The following is a 13,716-nucleotide window of genomic DNA, read 5'->3' as shown; positions in this document are numbered from 1 at the left end:
ATCCACTGGCCCCGAGCGCCGCCGGCGGTCAGGATGACCCGATGACGACCTCCGAAGTACCGTCCGCGCAACGCGCCGAGCCCGCCCTTGACGCCTCCGAGCGGGCCATGCTCGACGGCTGGCTCGACTACCACCGCCAGACGCTGGTGGAGAAGTGTTCCGGGCTCACCGACGACGAGCTCAAGCGCACCTCCGTACCGACCTCCGAACTCACGCTCCTCGGGCTGCTGCGGCACATGGCCGAGGTGGAACGCTGGTGGTTCGTCACGGTCTTCGCGGGCGGCACGGACGAGGGGGTGTACGGGACCGACGAGGACCCGGACGGCGACTTCCACTTCGGCCCGGACGACACCTTCGCCGAAGCCCTCGCCACCTGGCGCACCGAGGTCGCCGACGCGCGGGCCCGGGCGGCCGGACGCGGCCTCGACGAACTCAGCACCGGCACGGCGCGCGACGGGCAGCACTTCAATCTGCGCTGGGTCTACACCCACATGATCGAGGAGTACGCCCGCCACAACGGCCACGCGGACCTGCTCCGCGAGGCGATCGACGGCGCCACGGGAGCCTGACGGCCCCGGGCGGCCGGGCATGCGGGTGGCGCGGGGCGCCGGGGCTCCGGCGGTGGAGTGCGGGGCGCTCCGGACGCGGAGGGCTCGCGGGCGGGCGGGCCCGGCCACTCCAGTGGGTGCGCCGGGTGTCACTCGTGCGGGCCATTGTGGCGTCCCGGCTCGCCCAAAACCCGCCGGGGCCAGGAGAGTTGTCCGATGCACCGAACCAGCAACGCGCTGCGTCTTCTGATGTCCGTGACGGCCCTGGCCGTCTGCGGCTGCGTCACGGGCTGTGTCTCCGTCGAGGCGGGGCCCCCGCACTCCCCGCCGCCCACACCGCCCGGCCGCCAGCGGAGCCACCCGCTCCCGCAGGTCGTGCAGCCACCGGCCCGTGAAGCCCTGGAGGCGGTGGATCCCACGGACTCTCCGGCCCCCGCCCCGCCCCCGCCGCCCGGGACGGGCCCGCCCAGGGCGGTCCGTCATGTCCCGCGTCACCGCGCCGAGCAGCCCGCGCCCCGACCCGCCGCCCCCAGGGCACGACACCCCAGGACCGCCCCCGCGGTGCCCGCGCTCGGCGACGTCTGCGCACTCGGCCAGGGGTACGGCGGGTGGCGAGCCGACAGTCCTGAGGCACGCATCTGCCGTGAGACGTACGGGAATTGACGCCACGTCAGCGATCCATGGGCCCGGCGGCAGCTGTGCGCGGGCCGGGCGCCAGATGTGCGTCCAGGAACGGCTGCTCACACGGCGTCCAGCTCTCGTTCGAGGCGGCGCAGTGCCTCGCGGATGTCATTGCCGTAGGCGTCTCCGGACAGTGCGTCCAAGGCGGCGTGGGCCCGGCCGAGGTGCAGCCGGGCCTCCTCGGGGCGGCGCAGCTTCAGATAGTCGGCGGCGAGGCTGAGGTGCAGCGAGGGGTAGAAGGCGCGCACCGCGAGCGAGGCGTGGCGCGCCGTGCGGCGGTCCCGGCTCAGGGTGTCGGCGGCCGCCAACGCCCGCAGGTCCCACGCCAGTTCGTCCCGCGCGTCGTCCTGGGCGTCCGCCATGTAGTGGGCCAGGGTGCAGCGGTGCAGCGCGTCGCCGTCCTCACCGATCTCCGACCACAGGGCCCCGAAGCGGTTGCGCGCCTCCTCGCGGTCCCCGCCGTGCAGCAGCATCGTCACTTGCCCGATCCGGGTCATCACGATGTCCCCCGGGGCGTCCCGCATGTCCGTCAACGCTGTCTCCGCCGGTCGTCACGTAAGTCGAACGGTTTCGACGCTAGCCGCCGCCACTGACAATCGGCCTCAGGCTCGGGCGGGGGCGCCGGCCTGTCAGCCGGACGCCGCCACACGCCCGGGCCACCGGCGCCGTCACGCGCCCGACCCGACGCCCCGGCCCGCCCGCCCGCCCCGCGCCGGGTGGCTCAGCCCAGGTTCGGGATGCGCCAGTCGATGGGCGCGTGGCCCTGCGCCGCGACCGCCTCGTTGATCTGCGTGAAGGGGTGCGAGCCGAAGAACTTTTTGGCCGAGAGCGGCGAGGGGTGCGCGCCCTTGACCACGACGTGCCGCTCCTCGTCGATGAGCGGGAGCTTCTTCTGCGCGTAGTTGCCCCACAGCACGAAGACGGCGGGGTCGGGGCGCGCGGCGACCGCGCGGATCACCGCGTCGGTGAACTTCTCCCAGCCCTTGCCCTTGTGCGAGTTGGCCTCGCCCGAGCGCACGGTAAGGACCGCGTTGAGCAGCAGCACGCCCTGCTGCGCCCAGGGCATCAGATAGCCGTTGTCCGGGATGTCCAGACCGAGCTCGTCGCGCATCTCCTTGTAGATGTTGCGCAGCGACGGCGGTGTCCTGACGCCCGGGCGCACCGAGAAGCACAGGCCGTGCCCCTGCCCCTCGCCGTGGTACGGGTCCTGACCGAGGACCAGGACCTTCACCCGGTCGTACGGCGTCGCGTCCAGGGCGGCGAAGACCTCCTCGCGGGGCGGGAAGACAGGCCCCTTCTCCCGCTCCTCCTCGACGAAGGCGGTGAGCTCCTTGAAGTAGGGCTTGTCCAGCTCCTCGCCGAGGACGCCCTGCCAGGACTCGGGCAGCATGGCGATATCGGTCACGTCAACAACCTCCGTGGGACATTCGGTCGCACACTCTCGGTGCGCGGTTCAGAACCTACCCGCCGCCACTGACAACGCGGCCCGCCCCGTCTCCGGCGGTGGCCGGGGACGGGGCGGGCGCGCCCTCGCGGGGTGTGGCTCAGTGCGTTCCGGCGTTCAGGAAGAGCCCGCCGTCCACGAGCAGGGTCTGTCCTGTGACCCAGGCCGACTGCTCGGAGGTGAGGAACGCGGCGGCGCCCCCGATGTCGGAGGGCACGCCGAGCCGGCCCATGGGGTAGGCGGCGGCCGCCTCCGCCTCACGGCCCTCGTAGAGCGCCTGGGCGAACTTCGTCTTGACCACCGCCGGGGCGACCGCGTTGACGCGTACGGCGGGCGCGAACTCGTGCGCCAGTTGCAGCGTCAGGTTGATCATGGCCGCCTTGCTCATGCCGTACGCGCCGATGAAGGGCGAGGCGGAGACGCCGGCGATGGAGGCGATGTTGACGATCGCCCCGCCGTTCTCCTTCTGCCAGGCGGCCCAGGTCCGTTGGGCGAAGCCGAGCGCGGAGATCACGTTCGTCTCGTACACCTTGCGCGCCACGTTCAGGTCCAGCTCGGCCATCGGGCCGAAGACGGGATTGGTGCCGGCGTTGTTGACCAGGAAGTCCACCCGGCCGAACGCCTCCATGGTGCGCTCGACGGCGGCGGCCTGGTGGGCCTCGTCTGCGGCCTTGCCGGCCACCGCGATGACCCGGTCGGGGCCGAGCCTGTCGACGGCCTCCTTGAGGGCGTCCTCGCCGCGCCCGGTGATGCAGACGCGGTCGCCACGGGCGACCAGCGCCTCTGCGACGCCGTAGCCGATGCCCCGGCTGGCCCCGGTGATCAGGGCCACGTTGCCGGAGAGTTCGGGAAGTTCAGTCATGTCGCGCGCACCTGGCCTCAGTTGAGCGGGCCGCCGGCCACGTACATGACCTGGCCGGAGACGAAGCCCGCGTCGTCGCTCGTGAAGAAGGCGATCGCGTTGGCGATGTCGGCCGGGTGACCGACGCGCTGGACGGGGATCTGGGTGGCGGCCGCGGCCTGGAACTCCTCGAAGCCCATGCCGACCCGGGCGGCGGTCTGCGCGGTCATCTCGGTGACGATGAAGCCAGGGGCGACCGCGTTGGCGGTGATGCCGAACTTGCCGAGCTCCTTGGCGAGGGTCTTGGTGAAGCCCTGGAGGCCGGCCTTGACGGCGGCGTAGTTGGCCTGGCCCCGGTTGCCGAGCGCGGAGGACGAGGACAGCGACACGATGCGGCCCCACTTGGCGTCCACCATGTGCTTCTGGCAGGCCTTCGCCATCAGGAACGCGCCCTTGAGGTGCACGTTCATCACGGTGTCCCAGTCCGACTCGCTCATCTTGAAGAGGAGGTTGTCGCGGAGCACCCCGGCGTTGTTGACGAGGATGGTCGGCGCGCCGAGCTCGGCCGCGACGCGGGCCACGGCGGCCTCCACCTGGGCGCTGTCGGACACGTCGCAGCCGACCGCGATGGCCCGGCCGCCGGCCGAGGTGATCGTGTCGACGGTGTCCTTGCAGGCCGCCTCGTCGAGGTCGAGTACGGCGACGGCCCGGCCCTCGGCGGCCAGCCGGACGGCGGTCGCGGCGCCAATGCCCCGCGCCGCCCCGGTCACGATGGCGACACGCTGCTCGGTGGTGGACATGCTGTTCTCCTCGCCTGGGATCCGCGGCCCTCAGTCACTGAGCAACCGCTTAGTAGCTTCAGCAGACGAGACGCTAGAAGCCCTGGCACGCGGTGTCAACGGCCCCCGGGCCGCTCGGCGCATGTCACACCCGCGAAAGGGTGGTGACCGGCGTGGTGAGCAAGGTGGTGATCAGCGTGGTGATCAGCGCACCAGGAGGTCGAGCAGCCGCTCGGTCTCGGCCGCCGGATCGGTCGTGAGACCGGTGTGCACCGGGCCCGGCTGGACGACCGTGGAGCGCGGCGCGATCAGCCAGCGAAAGCGCCGGCCCGCGTCGTCACCCGCCGCCTGCCCGGCCTCGTCACCGCCGCCGCAGACCCCCTCGACGGCGCGCAGCGCGGCCCGTACGCCGATCACGTCGGCGGCCGGGTCGAGCGCCCTCAGCTTGGCCTCGTCCAGATGGGTGCGCGCCGCGACGTAGGAATGGGCGCGGCAATAGACGAGCACGCCCGCGTTGAAACATTCGCCGCGCTCGACGCGCGGCACCACGCGCAGCAGCGCGTACTCGAAGACATCGCGCTTGCTCAACGGTCGGCGTCCTTCTGGGGGTTCGCGGTGTTGTCGGGGTTCGCGGGGCTCTTGCCGGAGCTCGTGGGGCTCTTGCCGCTGTGCTTGGTGGGGTGTGGCCACGGTTTGCTGGGCTCGGTGAGCCAGCCCGGTGCCCGCGAGGGCCTGGTGGCGGTGGGGGCGCCGAGGGTGATCCGCTCGTGGATGGTCGCGGCGCGGGTCAGCAGCGGCTCGACATAGGCGCGGCGCAGCGCGGCGGTGGTCTCGAATCCGGGCTCGTCGACCAGCCACTCGTCGGGCACCAGGTCCGTGACCTCGCTCAGCAACTCCTCGGTGACCAGGGGCGCGAGGGCGGCTGCGGCGGCGGCGATGTCCGGGCCGAAGGGCGCGAGCGCGTGGTCGGAGGCGTTGTAGGGCTTGGCGGCGGAGGCGGCGGCTCCCGGCCAGTTGTGGTGCCAGATCATGGTGGCGCCATGGTCGATGAGCCACAGATCGCCGTGCCACACCAGCATGTTGGGGTTGCGCCACGAGCGGTCGACGTTGTTGATCAGCGCGTCGAACCAGACGACCCGGCCGGCCTCGGCCGCGTCCACCTGGTAGGCGAGCGGATCGAAACCGAGCGAGCCGGGCAGGTAGTCCATGCCGAGGTTGAGCCCACCGCTGGCCTTCAGGAGCTCCTGCACCTCCTGATCGGGCTCGGACAGCCCGATGACCGGGTCCAGCTGCATGGCGACGAGCTCCGGAACCCGCAGCCCGAGCCGCCGGGCGAGCTCCCCGCAGATGACCTCGGCCACCAACGTCTTACGCCCCTGCCCGGCCCCGGTGAACTTCATGACGTACGTTCCGCAGTCGTCGGCCTCGACAATGCCGGGGAGCGAGCCACCCTCACGCAGCGGCGTTACATAGCGGGTCGCAACGACCTCATTCAACATTTTCCCAGGCCATCCATCTCTTCAGCCTTGTAATCAACGGTCCACTCCCGCAAGGCCCACCAGGGGGATCACCCCTCGACATCCCTGGGGAGAATCTGGGGCGGTCTGGGGCAGTACGCCCCTCGCTCCCCGCCTCGGGCATGAAGTAAGCATCGTAACCGGGGGTGATCGCCGGGGAGAGGTGTCCGAGCCCCACGCCAAGGTCACGACGGACTCTCCGGTGTCCAGCATCAGCGAGGCGCAGATATGCCGCAGCACGCGGAAGCCGCCACCTGCGGCGCCGCCGCCCAAGGCCAGCCCTCAGCCCCCTTCCCCCGCGGCGGGATAACGCCGGCCGCAGCCGAGGCGGGCTCCCAGATGTAGGCGTTTCACGTGTTCACCGCGACAGCGCTACCGAAGCGCGTAGTAAGCAGCAGCGAGAACTTCCTCCCCCCTGCCCCTCGGGCATGGATCGCCTGGACTTGGCGCCGGACATGAAGCACGCCCCGCGCGTAGTCGATGTCCCCAGGGCTCAACCCGCCCAGCTCGCCCTGCCGGAGACCGCACCCCAGACCGACCACGACAGCTATCCGGTTGCGCGGGTTGATGACGTCACGGACTCGCAGCGCCCTCTCCAAGGGCCAAGCTTCGCGCCGCTCCAACGGTGCCTTGGGCCCACCGCACGGACTTGACGTGCATGAGGTTGCTGGCGAGCCGCCTGTCATCGACGGCCGCCCCCAAATGGAGGAGAGCTCGGACAGGATGTCGCGCTGGAGTCGACCGAGGCGACGGTCATCCCCAACGCGGCTACGTACGCGCGCAGATCCGCCGCCGTGATGCTCCTGAGCGGGAGCTGACCCAGGGGCGGAATGATGCGAAGTCGCGCCCTCCGCTCTTGATCGTCCCAGGTCTTCGGAACTCTGCCTCTGCCCGACGCCCAGTGCATCGCGATGTAGTCAGCTAAGGCGATGGACCCGTCGCGCGGGTCCACGAACTCGCCTCGCTCCTCCTCCGTGGCTGCCCGACGGAGCCACGCCTCGGCATTCTCCAAGACGCCGAAGGATCGGTCCCGCACTCGGGGCACGCCGGCGACCTTGTACCACTGCCTTTGCCGTAGCCCAGTCCTCCCCGCCGACCAGGGGTTTTCGCGAGGAATGGGCTCCGTCACGGCCGTCCGGCAGGTTCCATATGTTCACGGGCGGACGCATCCCTGAGGTCAGCGACGGTGGAAGTCTTGGCGCCGGGCGGCAAATCCAGCGTGGACGTGGCCAGTTCAGGAGTGTCGGCGGCGGCTGGTGTCGGAGCGGTCAACGGGTCAGAGCGACGGCGGCCAGTAGCGCCACGGGCTGGAGTCGGTCCGTATGACGCCGCAGGATTCTTGCAGACACTCGGTGGCCCCTGCTCAGCATGAACCAGGACCTGGCCATCCTGGACCTCGCGGTCATCCTCATCGCCGACCCCGATGCGATCCACGCCCGGCGGGAAGAACGCGGCACCCACACCGCTTCGAACTCGGCCCCCAAAAGCACCCTGCGTGAACCTCGGCCGTCTCGGCTACCGCACCACGACGATCGATACCACGCGCCTCACCCCAGAGGGCGTCGCGCAGGCGATCGCCCACGCCGTACCCAGCGCCGGCGCTACCGTCAAAACGACTCTCCCACAGCCGAGTTAGAGAATCCGAGACCATGAGCGACACCAGCACCTCCCCTGTCACGGCGCCCATCACGGACGTCCACGTCATCGTCCGCAACGGGCAGGAAATCCTGCTCTCCCAGCGCGGCGGCGCTGACGGCTACGGCCAGTGGCACCTGCCCTCCGGCAAGCTCGAACGCGGACACAACGACACCCCCCGCCCAGGCGGCGTCCCGCGAGCTTCTCGAAGAGACCGGCCTCGAAGCCGACCCCGAGACCATGACGCTTCTCCACACCGTCATGCACCACCAGGGCGACGGCACACCCGACCGCATCGGCCTCTTCTTCGAGACCACCAAGTACGCGGGGGGCGTGACCAACCGAGAAACCCGTCAAGTGCCTGGCACTGCGCTGGTTCGCCGAGCACCAGCTGCCCGACAACCAGATCCCGTACCCCGCCGCGGGCCTGACCGGCAGCCTCACTCAGCCCGGTGGCCTCACCTACCACAACTGGCCGGAGGAGTAGAGCCAACGGTGCCTCGTTCCGCCTGAGACACGCGGACTGAGCCTGGAATTCCACCGGCTCATGGTCGGCGACATCCACGACCTGGGGGGCAAACCCGGCAAGGTCGTCGTGTTCTGGGCACGGTGGGACGGTGACGCTCACGCGCTCCCGCTGACCGAAGGGATCATGCCGCACTGGTTCCCCGCCGCAGTCGTCCCGAAGCTGGTCACCGCCCCGGGAACAGAAGAGGCCATCGCGCGGTACGAGGCATGCCGAGCGAGTCGTTGATCCCCGCCACAGCCCCCTCGCGATCAAGGAAACGCAATCACCGGATCGGGTGGCCGGGCCCCCAGGAGTGATTCGAACCCAAGATCACGGTGCCATGGCCCGGCACTACCGGCCGCCAGAGCCCTATAGAACGTTCGAGCGAGTATTCGCTCCGCTCTCACCGTTACGCATGACCGGCACAGCGAGTTTTCCGAGCACCTGTCCGCACTGATGCCACCGGAGGAGCCCCCGTGCGAACCCAGCCCAACATCGTCGGCGTACACCTGCTGTTCGAGCAATCCGGACACGTCCTGCTTCAGCGGCGCTCCCCCGAGTCCCCGTTTGCCCCCGGCTCCTGGCACGTCCCCGCCGGAGATCTCGAAGAGGAAGCGGCCACCGCCTGCGCGGTGCGGGAATCTGAAGAGGAACTCGGCGTCAAGATCGACCCGCAGGACCTGCGCCTCGTCCACGTCCTGCACTACCGCGACGCCGTCGCCGGCGTTCCTCGCATGCAGCTGTTCTTCCGTGTGCTGTCGTACAGCGGGACGCCGCGGATCTGTGAACCGGACCGGCACACGGCCCTGGAGTGGCACCCCTACGCGGCCCTGCCCTCGCCGCTCGTCGACTACACCGCGGTAGCTCTGACCTCCATCGCTGCCGGGCGCCCGTTCGCCGCCATGGGGTGGGCGGCATGAAGGCGATCAAGCCCGCACGCGTCATGGTCGGCTCAGCCTCCGCGGCCTTCATCCAGCGCCCTGACAACCACGTGCTGCTCGTTCACCACGCCGGAACCGGCCACTGGGTCATGCCCGGCGGCAAGGCCGACGACGGTCCGCTTGGGGGTGAGACACCGCGCGAGTGCTGCGAGCGCGAGGGCCGTGAGGAAACCGGCGTCACGGTCAGCGCGGGCCGGCTTCTCGTCGTGCAGTGGCTGCCCCTTGGCCGCAACGGCGCCTATGCCCACACCCCGTTCGCCTGCCACCTGTTCGTCTTCGCCGCCACCATCAGTCCCGACGCTCTCGACGACATCCGGGTGCCCGAAGGCGAACTCCTCGACTGGGCCTGGTGGGACCCGGCGGTCGCCACCGCCACGCCGGGGGTGATGGACGCGACCAACGGCCGCTTGCTGACCGCCGCCGCCCGGGCCGCGGCGGGCATCGAGGCAGCCCCCGCCTACCTGGAAGAGCTGCCCGCTCCGCGTACGACTGGGGGTGTCGGACGGTGAAGCTCAAGCGGAAGCAGAAGGCCCTCGACGGGCAGCCGTTGTCCTCGTCGGAGGAGGCTCTGTTCGGCGGGTCGTTACGGTACGACCTGGGCTGGAACAAGCACGACGAGGCGTTCCTCGAACTCGACCTGCGGGCCATGCTCGTGCGGCTCCCCCGGCTGATCGCGCTCACCGTGAAGCTGGCCTGGCAGGCCGACCGGCAGGCGCTGCGTCTGGTGGCCGGAGCCGAGATCGGCCGGGGTATCTGCCAGGCCATCGGTCTCATCGCCGTCAACCAGGCCCTGGCGCACCTCCTCACCGGCGGCACCACGGCCCAGCGTCTCACCTCGGCGAGCGGTGCGATCATCGCGGCCGCCGCCACCGCCGCGGTGGGCGCGGTGCTGCGGGCGGCCTCCACCGCCGGGACCGGGCGCCTGGAGCCGAAGGTCGAGCGGGTGGCGACCGAGCAGTACCTCCAGCACACGGCGGCGGTCGAGCTGGCGGCGATCGAGGATGACGAGTTCCACCGCCTCCTGGACAGCGCCTCCTATGGGGCGGGCTCCGCGCGGCGTCTGGTGAAGTACGTGCAGAACATCGTCTCCGGCCTCATGTCCCTGGTCGCCGCCGCCGGCGTACTGGCCGTCCTGCACCCGCTGCTGATCGTCCTGCTGATCGCGATGACGGTGCCCAGTTCGTGGGCGGCCCTGACCGTGGCCCGGCGTCGTTACGCCTCGTTCCAGACCTGGGTCCAGCACTCGCGGGCCGGGCAACTGATCAGCCGCCTGCTCATGTCCAACGAGGCCGCCGCCGAGATCCGGGTCCACCACGTCGGCCCGTATCTCCTGCACCACTTCCGGCAGATGTCGATGGACCAGGAGGCGGAGCAGCACCGGCTGGCCCATCTCGCGGCGCGCACCGGGCTGATCGCCGCCGGCTGGACGGGCCTTGCCACCGCCGCCGCCTATGCCACGCTCGGCTGGCTGCTGTGGACCGGGACGATGCCGCTGTCCGTCGGCGGTACGGCGATTTTGGCGATCCGCGCCGGGTCCGCCAGCCTCTCCAACCTCGTCCTCCAGATCAACTACTGCCACGAGGAGAGCCTGTTCGTCGCCGACCTGCATGAGCTGTGCGCGGAAGCGACCGCGCGGGCCATCCCCGTCGGCGGGCAGGCGCTGCCAGAGAAGCCGCGCGAGATCCGCTTCGAGAACGTGGTGTTCACCTACCCCGGCAAGGAGGACTCCTCGGGGGCGGAGCCCTCGGCGGCGGAGCAGGGCAAGCGGGCGCTCGACGGCGTCGACCTGACCATTCCCACCGGGAAGATCGTCGCGCTGTGCGGGGAGAACGGCTCAGGTAAGTCAACGCTGGTGAAGCTCCTTGCGGGGCTCTACCAGCCCGACACCGGCCGAATCCTGTGGGATGACGTGGACACCCGCGCTGCTGACCGCCAAGAACTTGTCTCCCGTATCGCCATGGTCAGCCAGGACTTCTACCGCTGGCCCTTCACCGCCGAGGTCAACATCTGCATCGGCCGCTCCGACATCCCCGCCACCCCCGAGCGCCGCGACCGCGCGGCCCGTTACGCGGGCGCCGAAAAGGTCGTCGCCGAACTGCCCAACGGCTGGAAGACCCTCCTCGCCCGGGGTTACAAAGGCGGACACAACCCCTCCGGCGGCGAATGGCAGCGCCTCGGCATCGGCCGCGCGCACTTCCGAGGCGGAGAAGTCCTGATCGTCGACGAGCCGACCTCCGCCCTGGACGCCAAGGCGGAGCAGAAGCTGTTCGACGAGTTCCGCAGCCTCGCCGACGAGGGCCAGACCGTCATCCTCATCACCCACCGCCTCGGCTCGGTGCGCACCGCCGACCTCATCCACGTCCTCGACCAGGGACGCGTCGTCGAGAGCGGCACCTTCACCGAACTGCTCTCCGACCAGGGCCCGGGCGTCTTCCGGAGCCTGTACGAACTCCAGGCCGCCCAGTACCGGCCGACCACGACGGGCGACATCCCCCGCCCTGCGGCGCACGCGAACACCGAGGAGGCCGCCCCGTCATGACGAAGAGACATGGCCCTGCTGTTCAGCTGGGGAGGGTCATGCGGAAGGCGGTGTGGCCGGGGCGGCTGGTGACGGTGATGGTGCCACCGTGGGCCGTGGTGACGGCGTGGACGATGGCGAGGCCCAGGCCCGTGCTGCCGGTGGTGCGGGAGCGGGCGTGGTCGGCGCGGACGAAGCGGCCGAAGACCTCCCCCAACAGGGCCTCGGGGATGCCGGGTCCGTCGTCGGCGACGGTGAGCGAGACCTCCTGGGGGCCGGCCGTGAGGGTGAGGGTGACCGAGGTGCCGGGCGGCGTGTGGGTGCGGGCGTTGGCGAGGAGGTTGCCGATGGCCTGCTGGAGGCGGTGGGCGTCGCCGGTGAGGACGACCGGGTCCTCGGGCAGGTCCAGGAGCCAGCGGTGGCCCGCGCCGGTGGCCCGCGCGTCGTCCACGGCCGTGAGGATCAGGAGCGTCAGATCCACCTGTTCCTGTTCCAGGGGGCGGCCCGCGTCGAGGCGGGCCAGGAGCAGCAGATCGTCCACGAGGCGGGTCATGCGCAGGGATTCCCCGTCGATGCGCTCCAGGGCGTGGCGGACCTCGTGCGGCAGGGGACCGTGGTGGCGCAGGGCGAGTTCGGCGTGGCCCCGGATGTTGGCGACGGGGGTGCGCAGTTCGTGGCTGGCGTCGGCGGCGAAGTTGCGCAGCCGCTGCTCGCCCGCCTGCCGGCGCACCAGGGCGTCCTCGACGTGGCCGAGCATGTGGTTCAGCGCGCTGGCGACCTGGCCGACCTCGGTGTCCGGGTCGGTGTCCGCGAGCGGTGCGGGCATCGCGATGTCGCCGCTGGCCAGCGGCAGTCCGGCGACCTCGGCGGCGCGTGCGGTGACCCGTTGCAGAGGGCGCAGCCGGACGCGTACCCACAGGGCCGCCGCGACGCCCGTCACCAGGAGCGCGCCGCCGAACAGCGCGGCCTCGACCGCTTCGAGACGGTGGACCGTCTCTTCGACGGGGTGCAGGGGCAGGCCCGTGATGAGGACGTCCTGGTCGTCGCCCCGGAACGCCATGACGCGGTAGGCGCCGACGGCGGACAGGCGCAGGCTGTGTCCGTGGCCGTCCGGCGCGACGGCCGCCAGGGCGCGGCGGTCCTTGGCGGTGAGGGGCAGCGATCGGTCGGTGGCGTTGTCGACGATCCCGGCCTGGGTGACGTGGCCGTCCAGGAGCCGGGCGCCGAAGGTGGCGTCGGCCTGCCCCCGGGTGTCGGGCCGGTTGTCGGCGTCGGGGGTGGCCTCGTGTTCCAGGCTCGCCGCGAACCGGCCGCCGGATGCGGTGAGTTGTTCGTCCAGGCGGCCCCGCAGGAACCCGCGCAGGGCGAGCGCGGTGGTGACGCCGACGGCGAGACAGGCGAGCGCGAGCAGGACGACGAGGCCGGCGGTGAGCTGGCCGCGCAGGGTGCGCGGCGGCAGCCGCCTCATGGGGTGTCCGGCTTGAGGACGTAGCCGACGCCCCGCACGGTGTGGATCATCGGCGTGCGCCCGGAGTCGATCTTCTTGCGCAGGTAGCTGATGTAGAGCTCGACGATGTGGGCGCGGCCGCCGAAGTCGTAGGCCCAGACCCGGTCGAGGATCTGGTCCTTGGAGAGCACGCGGCGCGGGTTGCGCATCAGGAAGCGGAGCAGTTCGAACTCCGTACGGGACAGCTCCACCGGGACGCCCGCCCGGTGGACCTCCCGCGCGTCCTCGTCCATGACGAGCTCGCCGACGGTGAGCTGGTGGGTGCTGGGCTCGGCGCTCATGCCGGCCCGCCTGAGCAGGCCGCGCAGGCGGGCCAGCACCTCTTCGATGCTGTAGGGCTTGGTGACGTAGTCGTCGCCGCCCGCCGTGATGCCGGCGACGCGGTCCTCGACGGCGTCGCGGGCGGTCAGGAACAGCACGCACACCCGGGGTGCCTCGCGGCGCAGGGCGCTGAGGACGCGCAGCCCGTCGAGGTCGGGCAGCATCCAGTCGAGGATCACCGCGTCGGGCCGGAAGTCACGAGCGGCGGCGAGCGCGCTCATGCCGTCGGCGGCGGTGCGTACCTGCCAGCCCTCGCCGGTCACGACGGCCGCCAGTACGTCGGTGACATCGGGTTCGTCGTCGACGACGAGGATCCGCACGGGCTCGCCGTCGGGGCGGTGCAGCGGGGATGGGGTGCGCGATGGGTCCATGGTGTCTCCAGCATCTCCCGGCGCGGCCCTGCGCCGGGGCGCCCGTTTCTCTGAGTTTCCTCTGAATCGCCGCTGAACAGGGCTTTGAGGGCCGATTCAGAGGAT

The 13,716-nt window shown here is 71.0% G+C and carries 15 protein-coding genes; 6 read left to right on the top strand and 9 right to left on the bottom strand.

Annotated features, from left to right (window positions below; all coding sequences use genetic code 11):
- The first annotated feature begins 41 nt into the window (after positions 1–41).
- Complete coding sequence (locus ACFYM2_RS14755; protein ID WP_388836314.1) at positions 42–569, top strand: DinB family protein; 528 nt, start codon at positions 42–44, stop codon at positions 567–569.
- 195 nt (positions 570–764) lie between these two features.
- Entirely contained in the window at positions 765–1,211 is a 447-nt protein-coding gene (locus ACFYM2_RS14750; protein ID WP_388836311.1) for a hypothetical protein, read from the top strand.
- Positions 1,212–1,288: 77 nt separating this feature from the next.
- Here ACFYM2_RS14750 and ACFYM2_RS14745 read toward each other — a convergent pair whose 3' ends face one another.
- The 7 genes from ACFYM2_RS14745 to ACFYM2_RS14715 all read right to left on the bottom strand — a co-directional run bounded on the left by ACFYM2_RS14745 (position 1,289) and on the right by ACFYM2_RS14715 (position 6,717).
- Entirely contained in the window at positions 1,289–1,753 is a 465-nt protein-coding gene (locus ACFYM2_RS14745) for a hypothetical protein (protein WP_388457069.1), read from the bottom strand.
- A 197-nt stretch (positions 1,754–1,950) separates the two neighbouring features.
- Positions 1,951–2,634 (bottom strand): uracil-DNA glycosylase, encoded by a 684-nt coding sequence (locus ACFYM2_RS14740; RefSeq protein WP_350229195.1) that lies wholly within the window; start codon positions 2,632–2,634, stop codon positions 1,951–1,953.
- Between the two features lie 139 nt (positions 2,635–2,773).
- Complete coding sequence (locus tag ACFYM2_RS14735) at positions 2,774–3,535, bottom strand: SDR family oxidoreductase (RefSeq protein WP_350229196.1); 762 nt, start codon at positions 3,533–3,535, stop codon at positions 2,774–2,776.
- Positions 3,536–3,552: 17 nt separating this feature from the next.
- On the bottom strand, positions 3,553–4,314 hold the full coding sequence (gene fabG / locus ACFYM2_RS14730; RefSeq protein WP_388457073.1) for a 3-oxoacyl-ACP reductase FabG: 762 nt from the start codon (positions 4,312–4,314) through the stop codon (positions 3,553–3,555).
- 183 nt (positions 4,315–4,497) lie between these two features.
- Positions 4,498–4,881, bottom strand: coding sequence for a DUF3037 domain-containing protein (locus ACFYM2_RS14725; RefSeq protein ID WP_359005694.1), 384 nt, complete (start codon positions 4,879–4,881; stop codon positions 4,498–4,500).
- Positions 4,878–5,792, bottom strand: a complete 915-nt coding sequence (locus tag ACFYM2_RS14720) for a HipA family kinase (RefSeq protein WP_388457075.1) — start codon at positions 5,790–5,792, stop codon at positions 4,878–4,880. Before ACFYM2_RS14720 ends, ACFYM2_RS14725 begins: the two co-directional genes overlap by 4 nt.
- Before the next feature lie 700 nt (positions 5,793–6,492).
- Positions 6,493–6,717: a hypothetical protein gene (locus tag ACFYM2_RS14715; protein WP_388836734.1), complete on the bottom strand. Its 225-nt coding sequence runs from the start codon at positions 6,715–6,717 to the stop codon at positions 6,493–6,495.
- Between the two features lie 1,275 nt (positions 6,718–7,992).
- Between ACFYM2_RS14715 and ACFYM2_RS14710 the strand changes: the two genes are divergently transcribed.
- From ACFYM2_RS14710 to ACFYM2_RS14695, 4 genes are all read left to right on the top strand, one after another.
- Entirely contained in the window at positions 7,993–8,199 is a 207-nt protein-coding gene (locus ACFYM2_RS14710) for a hypothetical protein (RefSeq protein WP_359005700.1), read from the top strand.
- A 230-nt stretch (positions 8,200–8,429) separates the two neighbouring features.
- Positions 8,430–8,873 (top strand): NUDIX domain-containing protein, encoded by a 444-nt coding sequence (locus ACFYM2_RS14705; RefSeq protein ID WP_388836307.1) that lies wholly within the window; start codon positions 8,430–8,432, stop codon positions 8,871–8,873.
- A complete protein-coding gene (locus ACFYM2_RS14700) occupies positions 8,870–9,403 on the top strand; it encodes an NUDIX domain-containing protein (protein WP_388457081.1) in 534 nt (177 codons plus the stop codon). Before ACFYM2_RS14705 ends, ACFYM2_RS14700 begins: the two co-directional genes overlap by 4 nt.
- Positions 9,400–11,433, top strand: a complete 2,034-nt coding sequence (locus ACFYM2_RS14695) for an ABC transporter ATP-binding protein (RefSeq protein WP_388836304.1) — start codon at positions 9,400–9,402, stop codon at positions 11,431–11,433. Before ACFYM2_RS14700 ends, ACFYM2_RS14695 begins: the two co-directional genes overlap by 4 nt.
- Before the next feature lie 22 nt (positions 11,434–11,455).
- Here the strand turns inward: ACFYM2_RS14695 and ACFYM2_RS14690 are convergent, their stop codons facing one another.
- Together ACFYM2_RS14690 and ACFYM2_RS14685 are read right to left on the bottom strand one after the other, a co-directional pair.
- A complete protein-coding gene (locus ACFYM2_RS14690; protein WP_388836301.1) occupies positions 11,456–12,880 on the bottom strand; it encodes a sensor histidine kinase in 1,425 nt (474 codons plus the stop codon).
- Positions 12,877–13,611 (bottom strand): response regulator transcription factor, encoded by a 735-nt coding sequence (locus ACFYM2_RS14685; protein WP_359005714.1) that lies wholly within the window; start codon positions 13,609–13,611, stop codon positions 12,877–12,879. The genes ACFYM2_RS14690 and ACFYM2_RS14685 overlap by 4 nt, the downstream gene beginning before the upstream one ends.
- Positions 13,612–13,716 lie beyond the last annotated feature (105 nt).

This window comes from Streptomyces sp. NPDC006711, from assembly GCF_042869775.1.
Taxonomy (GTDB): domain Bacteria; phylum Actinomycetota; class Actinomycetes; order Streptomycetales; family Streptomycetaceae; genus Streptomyces.
This window is presented reverse-complemented; position numbering and strand designations above follow the sequence as displayed.